Origin of the sequence: Peptoniphilus obesi ph1 (assembly GCF_000311865.1) — a bacterium.
GTDB lineage: Bacteria > Bacillota > Clostridia > Tissierellales > Peptoniphilaceae > Peptoniphilus_E > Peptoniphilus_E obesi.
In genome coordinates this window covers 32,549-50,164 of record NZ_HE978581.1, presented here as the reverse complement: position 1 = coordinate 50,164, position 17,616 = coordinate 32,549, and the positions used below count along the sequence as shown (strand labels likewise).

20 protein-coding genes and 1 tRNA gene are annotated in these 17,616 nt (G+C 27.8%); 2 read left to right on the top strand and 19 right to left on the bottom strand.

Going from position 1 to position 17,616, the window contains the following annotated elements; genetic code table 11:
- The 16 genes from HGPB_RS03875 to HGPB_RS03800 form a co-directional block, all read right to left on the bottom strand.
- The gene (locus HGPB_RS03875; protein WP_019132381.1) at positions 1–1,512 is read right to left on the bottom strand and encodes a YifB family Mg chelatase-like AAA ATPase; all 1,512 of its coding nucleotides are present in this window, start codon (positions 1,510–1,512) and stop codon (positions 1–3) included.
- Positions 1,513–1,521: 9 nt separating this feature from the next.
- Entirely contained in the window at positions 1,522–1,875 is a 354-nt protein-coding gene (locus HGPB_RS03870) for a YraN family protein (protein ID WP_019132380.1), read from the bottom strand.
- Positions 1,875–2,492, bottom strand: coding sequence for a ribonuclease HII (locus HGPB_RS03865; protein ID WP_019132379.1), 618 nt, complete (start codon positions 2,490–2,492; stop codon positions 1,875–1,877). The genes HGPB_RS03870 and HGPB_RS03865 overlap by 1 nt, the downstream gene beginning before the upstream one ends.
- Before the next feature lies 1 nt (position 2,493).
- Entirely contained in the window at positions 2,494–3,333 is an 840-nt protein-coding gene (ylqF, locus tag HGPB_RS03860; protein ID WP_019132378.1) for a ribosome biogenesis GTPase YlqF, read from the bottom strand.
- The gene (locus HGPB_RS03855; RefSeq protein WP_019132377.1) at positions 3,323–4,177 is read right to left on the bottom strand and encodes an HAD-IIB family hydrolase; all 855 of its coding nucleotides are present in this window, start codon (positions 4,175–4,177) and stop codon (positions 3,323–3,325) included. Before HGPB_RS03855 ends, ylqF begins: the two co-directional genes overlap by 11 nt.
- A gap of 75 nt (positions 4,178–4,252) precedes the next feature.
- Complete coding sequence (locus HGPB_RS03850) at positions 4,253–5,272, bottom strand: hypothetical protein (protein WP_019132376.1); 1,020 nt, start codon at positions 5,270–5,272, stop codon at positions 4,253–4,255.
- A gap of 200 nt (positions 5,273–5,472) precedes the next feature.
- Positions 5,473–6,516 carry an ABC transporter substrate-binding protein gene (locus tag HGPB_RS03845; RefSeq protein WP_036738362.1) on the bottom strand — a complete coding sequence of 348 codons (1,044 nt, stop codon included), beginning with the start codon at positions 6,514–6,516 and terminating at the stop codon, positions 5,473–5,475.
- Between the two features lie 19 nt (positions 6,517–6,535).
- Positions 6,536–7,324, bottom strand: a complete 789-nt coding sequence (locus tag HGPB_RS03840) for an ABC transporter permease (RefSeq protein WP_019132374.1) — start codon at positions 7,322–7,324, stop codon at positions 6,536–6,538.
- Positions 7,321–8,148, bottom strand: a complete 828-nt coding sequence (locus tag HGPB_RS03835) for an ABC transporter permease (RefSeq protein ID WP_019132373.1) — start codon at positions 8,146–8,148, stop codon at positions 7,321–7,323. The genes HGPB_RS03840 and HGPB_RS03835 overlap by 4 nt, the downstream gene beginning before the upstream one ends.
- A 10-nt stretch (positions 8,149–8,158) precedes the next feature.
- Positions 8,159–9,193: an ABC transporter ATP-binding protein gene (locus tag HGPB_RS03830; RefSeq protein WP_019132372.1), complete on the bottom strand. Its 1,035-nt coding sequence runs from the start codon at positions 9,191–9,193 to the stop codon at positions 8,159–8,161.
- Between the two features lie 11 nt (positions 9,194–9,204).
- Entirely contained in the window at positions 9,205–9,738 is a 534-nt protein-coding gene (locus tag HGPB_RS03825; protein WP_019132371.1) for a helix-turn-helix domain-containing protein, read from the bottom strand.
- Between the two features lie 221 nt (positions 9,739–9,959).
- Positions 9,960–10,787, bottom strand: a complete 828-nt coding sequence (locus HGPB_RS03820; protein ID WP_019132370.1) for a TPM domain-containing protein — start codon at positions 10,785–10,787, stop codon at positions 9,960–9,962.
- 15 nt (positions 10,788–10,802) lie between these two features.
- Positions 10,803–11,363 carry a LemA family protein gene (locus HGPB_RS03815; RefSeq protein ID WP_019132369.1) on the bottom strand — a complete coding sequence of 187 codons (561 nt, stop codon included), beginning with the start codon at positions 11,361–11,363 and terminating at the stop codon, positions 10,803–10,805.
- Positions 11,364–11,380: 17 nt separating this feature from the next.
- Positions 11,381–12,541, bottom strand: a complete 1,161-nt coding sequence (gene thiI, locus HGPB_RS03810; RefSeq protein ID WP_019132368.1) for a tRNA uracil 4-sulfurtransferase ThiI — start codon at positions 12,539–12,541, stop codon at positions 11,381–11,383.
- 4 nt (positions 12,542–12,545) lie between these two features.
- Positions 12,546–13,691: a cysteine desulfurase family protein gene (locus HGPB_RS03805; RefSeq protein ID WP_019132367.1), complete on the bottom strand. Its 1,146-nt coding sequence runs from the start codon at positions 13,689–13,691 to the stop codon at positions 12,546–12,548.
- 26 nt (positions 13,692–13,717) lie between these two features.
- Positions 13,718–14,032 (bottom strand): hypothetical protein, encoded by a 315-nt coding sequence (locus tag HGPB_RS03800; RefSeq protein ID WP_019132366.1) that lies wholly within the window; start codon positions 14,030–14,032, stop codon positions 13,718–13,720.
- 97 nt (positions 14,033–14,129) lie between these two features.
- On the opposite strand from HGPB_RS03800, the gene HGPB_RS03795 reads away from it, so the two are divergent.
- A complete protein-coding gene (locus HGPB_RS03795; RefSeq protein WP_019132365.1) occupies positions 14,130–15,059 on the top strand; it encodes a ribonuclease H-like domain-containing protein in 930 nt (309 codons plus the stop codon).
- Positions 15,060–15,163: 104 nt separating this feature from the next.
- On the opposite strand, the gene HGPB_RS08780 is transcribed toward HGPB_RS03795, so the two are convergent.
- From HGPB_RS08780 to HGPB_RS03785, 3 genes are all read right to left on the bottom strand, one after another.
- Positions 15,164–15,328: a hypothetical protein gene (locus HGPB_RS08780; protein WP_019132364.1), complete on the bottom strand. Its 165-nt coding sequence runs from the start codon at positions 15,326–15,328 to the stop codon at positions 15,164–15,166.
- Positions 15,329–15,546: 218 nt separating this feature from the next.
- A tRNA-Trp gene (locus tag HGPB_RS03790) sits at positions 15,547–15,622 on the bottom strand.
- 60 nt (positions 15,623–15,682) lie between these two features.
- The gene (locus tag HGPB_RS03785; protein ID WP_019132363.1) at positions 15,683–16,291 is read right to left on the bottom strand and encodes a helix-hairpin-helix domain-containing protein; all 609 of its coding nucleotides are present in this window, start codon (positions 16,289–16,291) and stop codon (positions 15,683–15,685) included.
- Between the two features lie 84 nt (positions 16,292–16,375).
- Between HGPB_RS03785 and HGPB_RS03780 the strand changes: the two genes are divergently transcribed.
- Entirely contained in the window at positions 16,376–17,608 is a 1,233-nt protein-coding gene (locus tag HGPB_RS03780) for an aminopeptidase (protein ID WP_019132362.1), read from the top strand.
- The last annotated feature ends 8 nt before the right edge of the window (positions 17,609–17,616 follow it).

The window sequence follows — 17,616 nt, the reverse complement described above, 5'->3', positions numbered from 1 at the left end:
TTAACTCATATTCAAACTTCTATATCTTATAGCTTCTAATAAATCATCTTTTTCAATTTCTTTAGACTCTCTTAAATCAGCAATAGTTCTTGCTAGTTTAATAATTTTATTATAGGCTCTTGCAGAAAATCTATACTTTTTAAAAGCAAATTCCATTAAATTCTTGCATTCTTTATCTAATTTACAATAATGATGTATTTGTTTTTGAGTCAAATTACTATTGTAAAATATTCTACTTCCCTTATATCTATCAAGTTGTATTTGTCTAGCTATATTAACTTTTTCTGCTAGTTCTTTTGATGATTCTGTTGTCGCTTCATTAGCTAAATTTTCATACTTAACTGGGTTTATTCTTATATGTATATCAATCCTATCTAGCAAGGGTTCTGAAACCCTAGATAAATATCTCTTTATTTCATATGGCGTACAAGTACATTCGTGATCTAGGTCACTTCCCTTCAGTCCGCACGGACAGGGATTTCCTGCTGCCAGTAAAATGAAGTCTGATGGATAAGATACTCTAGAATTTGCTCTTGCTATATTTATTTCCTTATCTTCCATTGGTTGTCTTAAAACTTCAAGAACTGATTTTGGAAATTCAAATATTTCATCTAAAAACAAAACTCCGTTATGGGACAGAGTAACTTCTCCAGGCTTTGGATTTACTCCTCCACCTATAATAGAAACTGCTGATGATGTATGGTGAGGTGATCTAAAAGGAGCATATGATATTAATTTATTATCATCTAATAATCCAGCTACTGAATATATTTTTGTAACTTGAATTGCTTCTTCATAATTAAGTCTTGGAAGAATTGTTGGATATCTTTTTGCTGCCATTGATTTACCACTTCCTGGTGATCCAATCATAAGCACATTATGTTTTCCTGCAGCAGATACTTGTAGGGCTCTTTTCATATAACTTTGTCCTTTTATATCACTAAAGTCATATGGGAAAGATTCATCTTTAATTGAATATTCTCCAATAAATCTGTCAATTTTTTCTTCTCCAGTTATATGATTAACAACTTGTCTCAAATTTTTTGCAGGATATATTTCAACATCATTAATCAATCCACATTCTAATTTATTTCCATTAGGAACTATAAATTTTCTATATCCTTTTTCTCTTAAAGATATAATCATGGCAAGAGCGCCATTTATAGCATTTAAGCTTCCATCTAAAGATAATTCTCCTAAATATATGTAGTCATCTTCTTTTAATTCAATAGTTTCATTAGCAATAAGTATTGCAATTGCTATTGGAAGATCGATTTGAGATCCATCTTTTCTTATATTAGCTGGAGCAAGATTTATGGTGATTCTTTTTAGTGGAAATTCATATCCACTGTTTTTTATTCCAGATCTAACTCTTTCAATAGATTCTTTTATTGCGGCATCTGGCAAACCCACAATTGTAAATTTAGGCAGACCATTTGATAAATCTGCCTCAACATCAATTAAATTACCAGAAAGTCCAAGCAAAGAACATGTTTGTAAACAACAATACATAAGTTCCTCCTATACTGTATAGAAAGCATTTTCAATATGATTTATTTTATCTTCTTTAACATAGTATTCTATGACATCATATCTGACTTGGTAGGCTGTCATCTTTTTATCCATCACATATCTTATTGATGCATTAACTATATTGGATATTTTCATTTCATTCACTGCTTCTAAAGCATGCCCAAATTTCTTTGATGATCTTGTCTTTACTTCAATAAAAACTAAAACATCCCTATCCATAGCTATGATATCAATTTCTTTACCAATAGCCCTGTAATTTCTATCTAAAATTTTATACCCTTTATCTTGCAAATATCTTGCAGATATATCTTCACCTAATTTTCCTAAATTTTCCTTATTCATTACCAATTCTTTCTATTTTTCACAAAACTTTTTCTATGCATATCAGTTATTCCATGTTTTTTTATTGCATCTCTGTGGGCTTTGGTTCCATATCCCATGTTTTTTTCTATTTGATAATTAGGGTATTCTTCCGCCCAAGTCTGACAAAGTTTGTCTCTATAGACTTTTGCAACTATTGATGCACAAGATATGCTATAACATTTTTCATCGCCCTTAATTATAGATACTTGTTCAGTTTGCACATCTATATGTTCTGCATCTATAAGTAAAAGATCAGGCTTAACCTGCTTATCATTTTTATCTCTTAAATTAATTATTGCTCTCATCATTGCTAAGTGAGTTGCATTTTTTATATTTATTTCATCAATTGTATTAGAATCAGCCCTACCTATTCCAACAGCAATAGCAACTTTCAAAATCTGATCATAATACGCTTCTCTTTTTTTCTTGCTTAGCTTTTTTGAATCTGTTATTCCTTCTATTCTTTTATCATCTGGCATAACAACGCAACAAGCAAGAACATCTCCAAATAGGCATCCTCTTCCCACTTCATCTATGCCAGCAATAGTTTTATAAGATTTATTTCTATAATAAAGTTCATAATCTAGTTCTTCCATTTTATAAAGTCTCCAAAGTTATTCTGCCTAGTTTTCCCTTCCTAAAGTCGTCAAAAATAATATTTGCCACCTTGCTATAATCAATAATATTGTTTTTTAATATAGCGCCTCTTTTTAGGGCAATTTCTTCTAAAATCTCTAATGGTTTTTTAGAATCTGTTTCTATTTTATATCTATCTTCTAAAATCTTAGGATCTATCTCTATTAGTTTTTCTATAAATTTTAAAGCTAAACTCTCTACATCTAAAATTTCATCTCTGATTGCTCCGGTATAAGCTAAACTCAAAGCTGTTTCTTCTTTTTCAAACTTATGCCATAAAATACCTGGAGTATCTAGCAAATGAAGTTTATTATTTATTTTTATCCACTGATTAGTTTTTGTAATTCCTGGTTTGTTTCCAACTTTAGCAACTTTTTTTCCTATAAGTCCATTAATAAATGTGGACTTGCCAGAATTAGGAATGCCAACTATCATAGCTCTAAGAGTATTTAATTTTATTCCCTTATCTTCATACTTATCTACCATGTCCTTTAATAAATCAAAAGAAGCTTTTTCAATTTTTTTGACATTTGGCTTTGTAGAGTCATATAAAATAACATTGCTATTTTGACTAGATAATTTTTTTATCCATTTTTCGTTTTGCACAGGATCTGATAAGTCAGATTTATTTAAAATTATTAATGATTTTTTATCTTTTAATATTTCACCTATTAGTGGATTTCTACTAGATATAGGAATTCTAGCATCAACTATTTCTATATAAAAATCTGTTAATTTTGATTTCTTTTCAATCTCCTCCACAGTTTTTTTCATATGTCCCGGAAACCAATTAATATTCATCTAAATCACCTGTTTTTAAAATTTTTTCAATAGCTTTTATGGCTCCTAGATTATTATTGTCATAGTCAGATACAAAAGCTACATTAGCCTTTAAATCATCTTTTGAGTTAAGCATAGCAATACCATAATCAGCTTCTTCAATCATTAATCTGTCGTTTTCATCATCACCTATGCATAGCTTTTTATAAGAAGTAAGATTTTTATTTTCCATATATTCTTCTAATCCATACCACTTATTGCTTTTCTTAGGTAATATTTCTAACATATAATTATTTTTAGACTGAATTCTCATCAAAAAATAATTAAATTTATCGCTCATCTCTGAAAATTTAAGCTTATATGGAAGCAAGTCTTCATATTCACCTACAAATACAATAGATGTAATATCTGCTTCAACTTCATCAAAATCGTTCACATACAAAACATGGTCTCCAAATCCTCCTATATATAATCTACATTTTTCATCCATGTCTTTTTTATCTATTGTGGCTATATCATAACCTTCTTTATAAAGATTGATATGCGTTAATGCTTGAATCTTATTGTCATCTAAATCATTTAAAAACAATAAGGCATCTTCTTTTTTTATAGGATTGATAAAAATATCTTCTTCACTTCTAACATTTCTGCATAAGTTTCCATTGTTGCAAATAATATCAATATCAATTTCATCTTTAAAAAATCTAGCAGCTGTTCTATAACTTCTTCCTGTATTTATAACTAGTTTATAGCCTGAATCTTTAAGTCTGTTTATATATTTAAAACTTACATCGTCTATTTTTTTATCGTCTCTTAATAAAGTTCCATCTAAATCGATGGAGAGTAAAATTTTTTTATTATCCATAGCTTAATATTAACATATATTTTTAAATTAAAAAATAAAAAAACAGCCTGGTAACCAGACTGTCTTTCTCTAAATTTAAATTGCTCTTGGTATTACAACTATAATTAATAACACAATAAAGAATATAATAGTATAAGCTAAATTTTGTTTTAAATCTTTCTTTGTTAGCTTCATAGTATCTTTTGCCATTAACTTTGCTAAACAAGTTGATATAAAAGATAAAATTGGGAATAATATTAAAATTGCTAATGTACTAGATCCCATTCCTAAAAATCTATAGAATGTTAATATTATTAACATAAATAATGGAATGAATAGTTTTGAAAGTGATTTTTTATTTAACACAATCAAAACAAGCACCGCAATTACAGAGGCTATAAATATAATATTTGTTAAATTATTTAACAATGATATTTTAGATAGAGCCATATCATCTTTTATTTCTTGAGCATTTATGTAAAAACCTGACTCACTAAAAGCTATATTTTTATTTTCTCCTAGTTTTTGAGAATTTGTAAACTTATCTATTCTCGCATTAGTAATGAAAACAGATGTTGAAGCAAGTGTTTTTTTGTTCTTATAAACTAAATCTCTAGGCATATAATATAAACTAAATGAATATGGGTCTTCTCTTTCTTCTAAAGGAATCTTTATTTGTGATTTTGCTAAGAAATCATAATTTTCATTTTTCTTATAATATTCTTTTAAAGATAATTTTTCATTAAATAGTTTCTCATTAATTTTATCATAGTCACCTTTAAGAGTTACTTCACTGTGATTAGCTGTAACATCACCATCAAAAAATACATGTCTTATAGGCGTTCCTATTATTCTTAAACTTGATTGCGCTCCTTCATAGTTAAATTCAATATTATATTTAATTATGTCTTCTCCATTGTCCTTCTCAATACTTTTTTGGATAGTTAAATCTTTTATATCAGCTGGATCTGTAAATAATAATCCTTCAAATTCAGAACCAATACCACTAGAAAAAGACCATAAATCTTTTGCATTAAAAGCACTAGTTAAGGTGGAGATGAATAAAATAATAATAAATATACCAAAAATGATTGCATTTTTTAATTTTTTACTCATATTTAACCTCCGCATGAAAACATTTCTATATAGCTATATAATAACATAGTTATCAAATAATAGGAAGAATTATATATAAAAGATCAATATAGACTAATTATTATAATACAATTTATATATTAAAATTATATATAGATTAGAAAATAAAAAAGTAAGCTACAATTTTAAAATTAGCTTACTTTTTCTCATAACTTTATATTTTATTTTTCTTCAAAACTAGCTGATACTTCTGTCCAAATTTTATCATATAAACTAAGTGTTTCTTCTCCAAGATAGCTATATGTTTCTAGACTTGGTAATTTTGCATAGTCTGGGAAAGCTACCTCAGAATTTTTAATTTCATCTGGCAAATAATCTTTTGCTCCTTGAACAGGTGAAGTATATCCCATTAGATATTCAGCATTTTTTGCTGCAACTTCTGGTCTACACAGATAATTAATAAATTTTTCAGCTCCAGATTTATTGTTTGCATTTGCAGGAATCAGCATTGAGTCCATCCATATATTCGATCCTTCTTTAGGAATTACATATTTTAAATCAGGATTATCATTAATCATCATAGCCGCATCTCCTGAATATTGAACTCCTATACCTGCATCCCCTTGCACGATTACATCTTTCATATCATCTGTTAAATATGCATATACAAGTGGTTTTTGTTTTAATAAAGCTTGCTTCGCTTCGTTTAATTCATTTGCATCTTTTGAATTCATGGAATATCCTAGCATCTTTAATGCTATTGCTATAGAATCTCTTTGTGAATTATACATAATTATTTGATCTTTATATTTTTCATTCCAAAGAGCTTTCCAGGAATCAATATTATCATCGATTAGTGACTTATTATAGATAATTCCAAGAGTCCCTACAAAATATGGAACTGAATATTCATTGTTCGGATCAAAACCCATATTTCTATATGTTTCTTCTATATTTTTATAATTTTCTATATTATCGTAGTTAATTTTATCTAAGAAGTTTTCTTTTATAAGTTTTTCTATCATATAATCAGATGCAAATAAAACATCATATTTATCATTGCCTTGAGTGACCTTAATGTACATATCTTCATTTGAAGCATAAGTATTATAGTTAACTTTTATATTATATTCTTTTTCAAAATCTTTTAAAATCGCCGTATCTATATACTCTCCTGCATTATATACATTGATAGTTTCCTTACTGTCATTAGAGCAAGCAGTCATAAATAAAAGTAACATTACTAGCAAAGTGAATTTTTTTATTAATTTCATTTTTTCTCCTTTATACTTGAATTTTTTCTACACTGCTCTTCTTATTGATAAGTAAAAGCAAAAGTAATACTGAAATAAACATAATTGTTGAAATTGCATTTATAGAAGGGTTTATTCCCTTTCTAGACATTGAATATATAGTTATTGATAAATTATTAATACCATTTCCAGTTGTAAAATATGAAATTACAAAATCATCAATTGACATTGTAAATGATATCAATGCTCCTGTTAAAATTCCGCTTGAGATTTGTGGAATTATTACATTTTTAATTGCATAAAATGGTTTTGCCCCCAAATCTAGCGCGGCCTCTAAGGTGTTTTTATCCATTTGATTTAATTTTGGTAAAACTGACAAAATAACATAAGGTATGCAAAATATTATATGAGATATTGTAATAGTCACAAATCCAAAATTTAATCCAAGCGGAGTTAATAGTCCAAATAATCCCATTAGCGCTATAGCTGTTATTATATCTGGGTTTAATATTGGTAAATAATTTAGTTTTAGGATAAAGTTTTTTATAAAACCTCTACTTTGTGATAAAGATATTGCTACAATTGTTCCTATTATTGTCGCCACAAGAGTGGCAATAACAGCAATTATAAGAGTGTTTCTCAGTGATTCTAAAATTATTGTATCGTCAAGTAGAGCCTTGTACCATTTAAAGGTGAAACCAACCCACTTACCTTTTAATTTAGAATCATTGAAAGAAAAGATCATAAGGACAACTATAGGTGCGTATAAAAAAATAAAAATTAAAAATAAATAAAATCTTTCTAAAAATTTTCTTATCATTTCAACCTAAGCCCCCTTATCTTTTTAAGATCAAATCCTGTAATCGCTAGGAAAATTAACATTATTATAATTAAATATATACTTATTGCTGATCCAAAACCCCAATTACCTGTAAATGTAAATTGTTGTTCAATTAAATTCCCAATTAAATAAAATTTATTTCCTCCAAGCAAGTTAGAAATTACAAATGTTGAAATTGCAGGTATAAATACCATAGTTATTCCTGTATAAATTCCAGATTTTGATAAAGGTAATATAACTTTTAAGAATACTTTTTTGTCATCTGCTCCTAAATCTTTTGCTGCATCAATTAAATTTTTATCCATCTTTATTATTACAGAATAAATTGGTAAAACCATAAATGGCAAAAAGTTATATATCATTCCTAAAAGAACAGCCTTGTAATTATACATTAAATTAAAAGGTCCAAGACCAAATATAGCAAAAAACTTATTTAATAAGCCATTATTACCCAAAAGAGTTAGCCAGGCATAAGTTCTCAATAAAAAATTCATCCACATAGGTATTACAAAAAGTAAAATTAAACTATTTCTTTTCTTAGCTGGCATTCTAGAAATTATATAGGCTATTGGATAACCAATTATCAGACACAATAAAGTCGATAAAAGTGATAACCACAATGAAGTAATTAGTATATTTATATATAAGGGATCTAAAAAACTTTTATAATTATCTAAAGAAAAGCTATAATTACCAAGACCTGGTCCAACGTTACCATTAAAAGAATAGATTAATATTAAAATTAGTGGAAACAAAATAAATATAATTGTCCAAAACAGATACATATAAGAATATTTTTTCATAATCCACCTCTTATTTTCTCATTACATGAATTAAATCTGGCTCAATAATAATCCCAACCCTAGATCCAATATCTGCTGATACTGTAGATTGAACTAGCATTATATAACCATCTATATCCACTTCCATCTCGTAGTGAACACCTTTAAATACATTCGAGATTACTTTTCCTTCAATAGCTCCTGAATCTTTAACCAGTTTTACATCCTCTGGTCTAACTACAACTTCAACTTCTTCATTTTGATTAAATCCCTTATCTACACATTCAAAAGTATGACCAAGAAATTTTACCTTGTAGTCATCTAGCATTATTGCATCTATAATATTACTTTCACCTATAAAATTTGCTACGAAAGCATTTTTAGGTTCATTATAAATATCAATTGGCTTGCCGAGTTGTTGAATTTCTCCATTATTCATAACTACAATAGTGTCAGACATACTAAGAGCTTCTTCTTGATCATGCGTTACATAGATAAAAGTAGATTTTACTTTCTTTTGTATTTTTTTCAGTTCGATTTGCATTACTTGTCTAAGTTTTAAATCCAAAGCACCCAAAGGTTCATCAAATAAAATCAGTTCAGGCTCATTTACAAGTGCTCTGGCTATTGCAACTCTTTGTTGTTGACCCCCACTCAATGAGTCAATTTCCCTATTTTCAAATCCAGATAAGCTTACTATTCTAAGTACTTCCTCAACTTTTTCTTTTATTATTTTTTTATTTACTTTTTTTATTTTTAAACCAAAAGCTATATTGTCAAATACATTTAGATGTGGAAATAATGCATATTTCTGAAATACAGTATTTATTTTCCTATCATACGGTTCTTGATTAGTTATATCCTTTCCATCGAATATTATCTTGCCTTGGTCTGGATGTTCAAATCCTGCTATTATTCTAAGAATAGTAGTTTTGCCACAACCACTAGGACCAAGAAGGGTGAGAAATTCATTCTTTTTAACTTTTAAATTAAAGTTATTTAGTATGTTATTGTCTCCAAAAGACTTACTTATCCCAACTAAGTCTATTAAAATGTCATTACTCATCAAAAACCTCCTTAAAAGCTTGGTGGAGAACTTATTAATAATATTTTTGATTTTCCATTTGATAAATTTTCAAGAGTAAAGGACTTATCAGCTGAAAAATAAAATGTTTCATGTTCATCCACTTCATAATTTTCTTCTTCAAAATTTATAGATATCTTGCCAGATAAAATATAACCAAAAACTTCTCCAGAAAATGGCTGTATAGTTTTTGTTTTACTTTTATCAGCTAAATCTATAATAATGGGTTCCATATTATTTTTTTGAGCATTAGGAACTATCCAAGTTAATTTATAATTATCATCTCTCTCAGAAACAAAATAGTCCTCTTCCTTAAAAACTATTTTATCTTGGCTTTCCTTAAAAAAATCAGCTGGATTAGTGCCAAGAGCTTCTAAAATATCAATCAAAGTTGCAACGGATGGAGAAGTTAAATTTCTCTCAACTTGTGATATGAATCCCTTTGTAAGTTCGGACCTATCTGCAAGCTCTTCTTGTGTTAAATAATTTTTTAATCTTAAATTTTTTATTCTAAGACCTACGTCCATAAAATCACCTAAATATTAAACATTTTGTTTACTTTATTAACCATTGAAATTATAAACTTTTGATTTTTATAAGTCAATATAAATTACATAAAATTATACAAAAAATTTAATATATGATTTAAAACAAAAAATGAAGTAAGAAATCATCCTACTTCATTTTCTTTAAATTATTAATTTTTATTTAAAATATTATTAGTAAATCTAATTTTTTTAATAAAATTTTACCATCCTCCAGAAGCTCCACCTCCGCCGGATGATCCGCCTCCACCAGAAAATCCTCCACCTCCGGAGAATCCTCCGCCAGATGATCCACCGAAAAATCCACCAGATGAACTACCTCCGCCGGAGAATCCTCCACCGCCATATGGTGGGAAAAACATTCTTCTGCGACGTCTACGACCTCTTGGTCCAGAAAATATAATTATTATAATTATTATTAATAAAATAATTTCTCCCAAGCCTATTTCATCAGATTCTTCGTAATCTTCTTCATAAGAATATTGATTTTCTACTGCATTTTCAATATTTATATTGTACTCTTTTGAATAAAAATCTAAGACTTCATTATATCCTTCGATAATCCCATTTCTAAAATCTTCATTAGATGGTGATGATGTAAAAATTTCTGCCATATTTCTTATAATTCTAGAAGCATATGCATCTGGAATAAATCCCTCTGATCCATATCCAGTTTCAATTCTCATCTTACGATCATTAATCGCAAAAAGCATCAAAGTTCCATTCAACTCATCTTTATCTCCAATGCCCCATTTCTCAAATAAGGCCGTTGAATATTCCTCTACGCTATACCCTTCTAAACTATCTACAATTACTACAGCAATTTGTCCTTTAGTTTTATTATTTAAATCATTATTTGTGTTATTTATATAAGATTTATCTTCCTCATTTAAAATATTTATCTGATCATATACATAATGGTCTGCCATATTAGGATCAGGTAGAATATCATCTAATGATTCTGCATAAACCCTGCTCGTTAATAATATTAAAGAGAAAATTAAAGATATAAAAATATTTTTTAATTTCATCTTATCACCTAAATTTTAGAATTTTACATCTGGAGCATCTTGTTCATTCGGAGCTGCTTCAAAATATTGTTTTTTATCAAATCCCATTATTCCTGCGAATAAATTCATTGGGAAAGATCTTACAGTTTGATTATATTCTTTTACAGTTTCATTGTATCTTCTTCTTTCAGTTGAAATCCTATTTTCTGTTCCTTCAAGTTGAGCTTGTAGGTCTAAAAAGTTTTGATTTGCTTTTAATTCAGGATAAGCTTCTACTGAAACATTTAAATTTTTTATTTGTTCTGTTAGATTTGCATCAGCTTGTGCAAGTTCTTCTGGATTACTTGCATTATTAACTTGAGATCTTGCTTCTGTAATCTTTGTTAAAGTTTCTTCTTCATGACTAGCATATCCTTTTACTGTTTCAACTAAATTAGGAATTAAGTCTGCTCTTCTTTTTACTGCAACTTGTACTTGTGCAAAAGCATTATCGACTTCATTATCAAGTTTTACAAGTTTATTATATTTTGAAGCAAACATTCCTCCCACAATTATAACTATCGCTAATACGATAAGTAATGGTCCACCTTTTTTCATAATTTTCTTATTTCCTCCTATTTAATATTTATAATTTCCATGCTATCTATAGCATCATTTACTAACTTATTTATATCCAATTTTTCTTCAGATAAATTAATATCTTCAATTTTAGGTCTTAATATTGGATGTTTTGGTAAAAATACTGTACAACAATCTTCAAATGGCTCAATTGAAGTTTCAAATGTTTTTATTTGCTTTGCTATATCAATTATGTTTACCTTATCCATTCCGATTAAAGGTCTAAAAACAAGCATATCCGCAAGATCATTTGTTACATTTAATCCATCAATTGTTTGAGATGCAACTTGTCCTAGATTTTCGCCAGTTATTATTGAATTATAATTTTCTCTTCTTGATATTTCTCTTGCAATTCTTACCATAAAACGTCTAGAAATTATTGTCATTTCTCTTTCAGGACAGTTCTTATTAATTTCTTTTTGTATAGGTAATAGGTTTATACTGTGAATTTTTATATCTTCTGTATATCTTGTTAAAATCTTTGCAAGTCTATGCACCTTTTCCTCTGCTCTTTTAGAAGTAAAAGGATAGGAGTGAAAGTGTAGAGCATCAATTTTAACTCCACGTTTTGCCATTAGATATCCAGCAACTGGAGAATCTATCCCACCAGATAAAAGTAAAAGTCCCTTGCCATTTGATCCAATTGGAAGTCCTCCTCTTGCTTTTAACCTTACTGAATATATATAAATATATTTTTTCACATCACAATATATAAAAAGATCTGGCTCATGAACATCTACCTTGACATCCCTATTTGATAAAACAATTGATCCAATTTTGTTGTTAAGGTCCATTGACTTTATTTCAAAACTTTTATCTGTTCTTTTAGCATGTGCTTTGAAAGTTTTTGTAGCTTCATTTGAACTTTCATCAAAACATTTTAAAACAGCAGCTTCAAATTCATCCATTCTTTTATCAATTCTGTAACAAATGCTTACATAAACAATTCCAAAGACATCAACTAATCTAGTGGCAATTTCTTCAATGTCAGATTCTGCCGCTACAATATAGACCTTTCCCATATCTAAATAAATTTCTTCATAGCCAATATCTTCTATCATTCTTTTGGCATGTTTAATAACATTATCTATAAAAGTTTTTCTGTTATTTTTTTTAAGCATTACCTCGCCTAAGCTTAAACTAATAATCTTCTTCAATACTTCACCCCATTATGCTACGAATTTCTTCAACATAAATTTTTAACTTTTCAACAAATTTATCTATATCGTCTTTACTAGTTTCATAAGAAGTGCAAATTCTTATAGTTCCATCTTCGTAAGCCTTATCTATATTTATTGCATCTAAAACCCTATTTTTATCAGTTCCATTAGAAGAGCAAGCCGATGCAGTTGAAATATAAATCTCATCTTGTTCCAAATAGTGCAATAAAACTTCTCCCCTAATAGACTTAAAAGAGATTGATAATACATAATTTGAAGAATTTTCTGGTGTATTAATTATAAAATCATCTATATTTTGAGAAATTTTTTCTTTCAAATATTCTTTAATCATTTTTGAATGTTCTTGTTCCTTGGCAAAATTTTTACCCATTAATTCTGCAGCCTTGCCAAGGCCAATTATTGCCGGTACATTTTCTGTTCCAGACCTTAAATTCTTTTCTTGACCTCCACCCTTAGTAAGTGAATCTATTACAAGTCCTTCCTTTAAATATAAAGCGCCAATACCTTTTGGACCATAAATCTTGTGTCCAGACATTGAATATGAATCACAATCAATATCCTTTAAATCTACACTAATCTTTCCACAAGATTGAACTCCGTCTACATGGATTAATATATTTTTATTAATAGATTTAGCCTTTTTAATAATTTCTTTTACAGGAGCTATTGTTCCAAGCTCATTATTAACATGGATTAAGGAAATAAGAATAGTATTTTCATTTATTTTAGAATATAAATCATCAAGATCAATATTTCCATTCTTATCGACTTTACAAGTAATAATTTTAAAAGCTTGCTTTTCATAGCTTTTTAACTTTTCAATAACAGATGAATGTTCAATAGGCGTAGTGATTATTTCATTACCCAAGTGTTTATTTTTATTTATAAATCCATTTAAAGCTATATTATTACTTTCAGTTCCACCAGATGTAAAATATAAATTATCAGAATTTATATTTAATAAGTTTGATAAAGCCTCCCTTGCCTTATCAACTTTGTTTTCTACGATTTGCCCAAAAGTATGAAGTGAAGATGGATTAGCAAAATCATCTTCAAGTGACTTACACATAAGATCTATTACTTCTTTTCTAGGCTTTGTAGTTGCACAATTATCCAAATAAATCAAAATTATCCCTCTTTTATATAAATATCTTATTTAATTTCATCTATAATAACTGTGGCATTATCGCCAGCAAATATATTATGTTTTAAATTTGTATTAGTATCTATATACTCTATACAATTATCATCATAAGTAAAATCAAACTTGCCTTCTAATTCAAAAATCTTTTCTCCACCAGAATTATAAATAGTAATTCTTCTTTCTATACCACCAGTATATTCAGACTTTAAATTTCTTTTAAATCTTTGAAAACCTGCACTATGCAATTGTAAAGCAGTACATGAAACTAAAAATACAAGCACGATTACTGTTATTGTTATCCAAATTTTTTTAGATTTGTTCATAATAACCTCCTAACTATACTATTATAACAACAGATTTAATAATATAATACAAATATAAAGAATTTTTAATCCTGCATTTAACTTAAAAAGGTGAAATATGATAATAAATAATTATAAAATAAATTTAGAAAATGATGAAATATTAGAAAAATTTAAAGGCTACACTATTATAAGCATAGAAACGACAGGACTATCTAAATATAAAGATATAATAATATCTTATGCGCTTTTAGAAATAAAAAAAGAAACTGAGCTTAAAGTTTACACTGCTCAGTCCCTAGAAGAGGAAATCAACCTAATAAATAAAATTGATTTAAAAAATAAAAATATAATCAACTATAATTTAGACGGCTTTACACTTCCCTTTATAGAAGAGAAATTTAAATTCTATAAAAAAACTCTTCCAAGCTTTAAAACTTTTGATATTTATAAATACCTTAAAAAGAATAATGATTTTTTAAATATTGAAAATTATAGGCAAAAAACTGTAGAAGAATTTTTAAAAATAGAAAATAATGAAGAAGTAAAATCTAAAAACATAGGTAAATATTTTAAAGATTATCTTTTATCAAAAGACGAAGACAATTTAAATAAAATAATCAAACACAATAAAGACAATACTTTAAATATTTATAAAATACTTGAAATATATAAATATATAGAAGAATTAAAGACTTTAAAAATATTAAATCATAATTTTTATATAGATAGCCTATCTTTTTCAGATACACTCCTATTAATAAATGGGAAAGACAATTTGGACTTTGACTCTGAATTTAACACTTCCAATTATTCTTTTTCATCCAGAAATAATAAATTTACAATTGAAATAAACTATTTAGAAGACTATTACGATGACCAAAACAAATGTAAATACCTAATTGCAAACAATTTTTTTGATATAAAAATGCAAGATGAAATAAAAGCACCCGAAAATATATACATCCTATACTACAAAAAAACCTTGATAAACAACACCTTACACTTAATTAAAACTATAATTAAAGAATCTCTGAATAATATTTAAGTGTATTAATAAATTTTAATTTTTAATACACTTGTTTTACTTTTACAAATTATAATATAATAACTCTACAAGGTTAGATGAATTTCATTTACCTTATAGAGTTGTTAGTTAATTTCTTTTACCAGTTTAATTATCCCTGCTACGAGATTTATTAAAGCAGTAGTAAGAACTAGCAACTCTTTTATATTACCCTTTTCGTGCTCATTGTCGTGGGCATAAGGAAACAAAGAATATGAATACCATTCATTTATTATTTTTCTTATATTCATATTAATCATCTCCATATAATTTTCTAATAATATCAAACATTCCTTTATCAAATCGACTTTCAATTATCATTTTCATTCTTAAATATAAGTGGGGACTAAAAGTGGGATTTTGTCCAAATACACGGCTGTCTACGGTCAATTACGGCTAAAATAAAAAATAGCCACCCTTAAAGAATGGCTATTTCATGCCGTTACGGTCAGCAACGGTTAATCACGGTTGGCAGGGGTAGCAGGACTTGAACCCACGGCACCTGGTTTTGGAGACCAGTGTTCTACCAACTGAACTATACCCCTAAGCTAAATAAATTTTACAACATAAAGTATTCTATCAAATAAAATTTACTTTAGCAAGTATTAATTGGCAGAAATGTAATCTTTTATTTCTTCAAACTTCTTTTCCCCTATCCCTGGAACCTGCATAATATCTTCTATATTTTTAAAAGACTTATCTTGTCTGTAGTCAATAATTTTTTGAGCCATTTTTGGACCTATTCCTGGCAAGTTTTGCAAACTTTCAAGGTCTGCCCTATTTATATTAACAGTTTTACTTTTTGAACTGCTTTCTCCTGTTCCTGATTCTTCTCCAATCTTTGCCACATATATTTTCTCTTCATCTTCTAATTTTTTAGCAAGGTTTATACTATCTATATCTGCATCATCATACATGCCACCTGCTTTATTTATGGCATCTATTACTCTAGCATCTGAACTAAGTTTTACTAATCCAGGATTTTTAACTCTGCCACTAACATGTACATATATTTCTTCATCTAAAGCAGTATTTATAGCAAGAGCATTATCATCATTTTTATCAAACAGTTCTAAGGTTTCAAAGCTAGTATCCTCTATTTCTTGATTTGGAACTTGATAAAAATTGTCATAAAAAACTTTTATAATAAAAACTAACAATACTAATAATATAGATAATATTATTTTCTTTTGATCGTCTAAAAAATCTTTCATCTTCTTACTCCGTAATTTTTATTAAATTATATCATAAACCGACTAGAAAATTCTTCTGTGCTATAATTTAGATGAGGTGAAAATATGGATTTACAAAAAAACTTATATAAATATGCAAATTTAGTTATCAACAAAGCTTTACAAATAAAAAAGGATGATTTTTTACTTATTAACGGCCAAGTTGAAAATAAAGATTTTATTTGCATTTTAGCTGAAGAGGCTTTTAAGGCTGGAGCTAAAGATGTTAAAATAAAATACTCTGATGAAAATTTTACAAAATTAAGATATAAATACGCTAGCAAGGAAACTTTATCTAATGTAGAAAATTATATTATTGATGAATATGATTCTTATATAGAAAAAGGAGCTAAGGTTTTATCTCTAGTTGGTGGAGACCCAAATATTTTATCAGAAATTGATAGTGATAAGATTATTGCCTCTGGCACTGCAAGATCCAAAGCTTTAAAAAACTTCAATGCTAATTTAATGAAAAATTCAAATTCATGGTGTGTTATTGGTGCCGCTGTTAAGTCATGGGCAAAAGTAGTTTTCCCTGATTTAGATGAAAACGAAGCTTTAAATAAATTATGGGAATTAATTTTATATACTTGTAGAATTGATAATAATGATCCTATAGAGAATTGGGATAAACACATAGTTAATTTAAAAAAGAATAGTGAATTTTTAAATAGAGAACAATTTGATTATTTTGTAATTAAAAATGATCGAGGAACTGATTTAAAAATTGGCATGCCAGAAAATTATATCTTTACTGGTGCTAGTGAAGATAATTTAAGGTCTGAAGAATTTATTGCTAATATGCCTACTGAAGAAGTTTTCTCTGCTCCACACAAAGATAGGGTTGATGGAATTGTTTATAATACCAAGGCTTTAAATTTAAACGGTGTCATTGTTGATGACTTTTTCTTAAAATTTAAAGATGGAAAGGTTATTGATTATGATGCTAAGGTTGGATATGGAGCACTTGATAATCTTTTAAAGAGTTATGAAAATGCGGACAGGCTTGGTGAAATTGCTTTTGTTCCTTATGATTCGCCAATATCAAATACAAATATATTATTTTATAATACCTTGTTTGATGAAAATGCTTCTTGTCATATTGCCCTTGGAAAGGCTTATCCTTCTTCAATAAAAAATGGTGAAAATATGAGCGATGAAGAACTTTCAAAAAATGGAATTAATGATTCTTTAACTCATGTTGATTTTATGATTGGTGATGGAAGTACGGAAATAATTGGTGTTAAAAAAGATTCAAGCACGATACAAATTTTTAAAGATGGAAATTTTGTAATTTAAAAAATGTT

What these genes read in the sequence shown, in the direction of transcription:
- HGPB_RS03800 (WP_019132366.1), bottom strand. Translation starts at nt 14,032, where the DNA reads ATGAACAAATCTAAAAAAATTTGGATAACAATAACAGTAATCGTGCTT.
- HGPB_RS03780 (WP_019132362.1), top strand. Translation starts at nt 16,376, where the DNA reads ATGGATTTACAAAAAAACTTATATAAATATGCAAATTTAGTTATCAAC.
- HGPB_RS03875 (WP_019132381.1), bottom strand. Translation starts at nt 1,512, where the DNA reads ATGTATTGTTGTTTACAAACATGTTCTTTGCTTGGACTTTCTGGTAAT.
- ylqF (WP_019132378.1), bottom strand. Translation starts at nt 3,333, where the DNA reads ATGAATATTAATTGGTTTCCGGGACATATGAAAAAAACTGTGGAGGAG.
- HGPB_RS03855 (WP_019132377.1), bottom strand. Translation starts at nt 4,177, where the DNA reads ATGGATAATAAAAAAATTTTACTCTCCATCGATTTAGATGGAACTTTA.
- HGPB_RS08780 (WP_019132364.1), bottom strand. Translation starts at nt 15,328, where the DNA reads ATGAATATAAGAAAAATAATAAATGAATGGTATTCATATTCTTTGTTT.
- HGPB_RS03825 (WP_019132371.1), bottom strand. Translation starts at nt 9,738, where the DNA reads ATGGACGTAGGTCTTAGAATAAAAAATTTAAGATTAAAAAATTATTTA.
- HGPB_RS03835 (WP_019132373.1), bottom strand. Translation starts at nt 8,148, where the DNA reads ATGAAAAAATATTCTTATATGTATCTGTTTTGGACAATTATATTTATT.
- HGPB_RS03815 (WP_019132369.1), bottom strand. Translation starts at nt 11,363, where the DNA reads ATGAAAAAAGGTGGACCATTACTTATCGTATTAGCGATAGTTATAATT.
- HGPB_RS03870 (WP_019132380.1), bottom strand. Translation starts at nt 1,875, where the DNA reads ATGAATAAGGAAAATTTAGGAAAATTAGGTGAAGATATATCTGCAAGA.
- HGPB_RS03820 (WP_019132370.1), bottom strand. Translation starts at nt 10,787, where the DNA reads ATGAAATTAAAAAATATTTTTATATCTTTAATTTTCTCTTTAATATTA.
- HGPB_RS03795 (WP_019132365.1), top strand. Translation starts at nt 14,130, where the DNA reads ATGATAATAAATAATTATAAAATAAATTTAGAAAATGATGAAATATTA.
- HGPB_RS03850 (WP_019132376.1), bottom strand. Translation starts at nt 5,272, where the DNA reads ATGAGTAAAAAATTAAAAAATGCAATCATTTTTGGTATATTTATTATT.
- HGPB_RS03830 (WP_019132372.1), bottom strand. Translation starts at nt 9,193, where the DNA reads ATGAGTAATGACATTTTAATAGACTTAGTTGGGATAAGTAAGTCTTTT.
- HGPB_RS03785 (WP_019132363.1), bottom strand. Translation starts at nt 16,291, where the DNA reads ATGAAAGATTTTTTAGACGATCAAAAGAAAATAATATTATCTATATTA.
- HGPB_RS03865 (WP_019132379.1), bottom strand. Translation starts at nt 2,492, where the DNA reads ATGGAAGAACTAGATTATGAACTTTATTATAGAAATAAATCTTATAAA.
- HGPB_RS03840 (WP_019132374.1), bottom strand. Translation starts at nt 7,324, where the DNA reads ATGATAAGAAAATTTTTAGAAAGATTTTATTTATTTTTAATTTTTATT.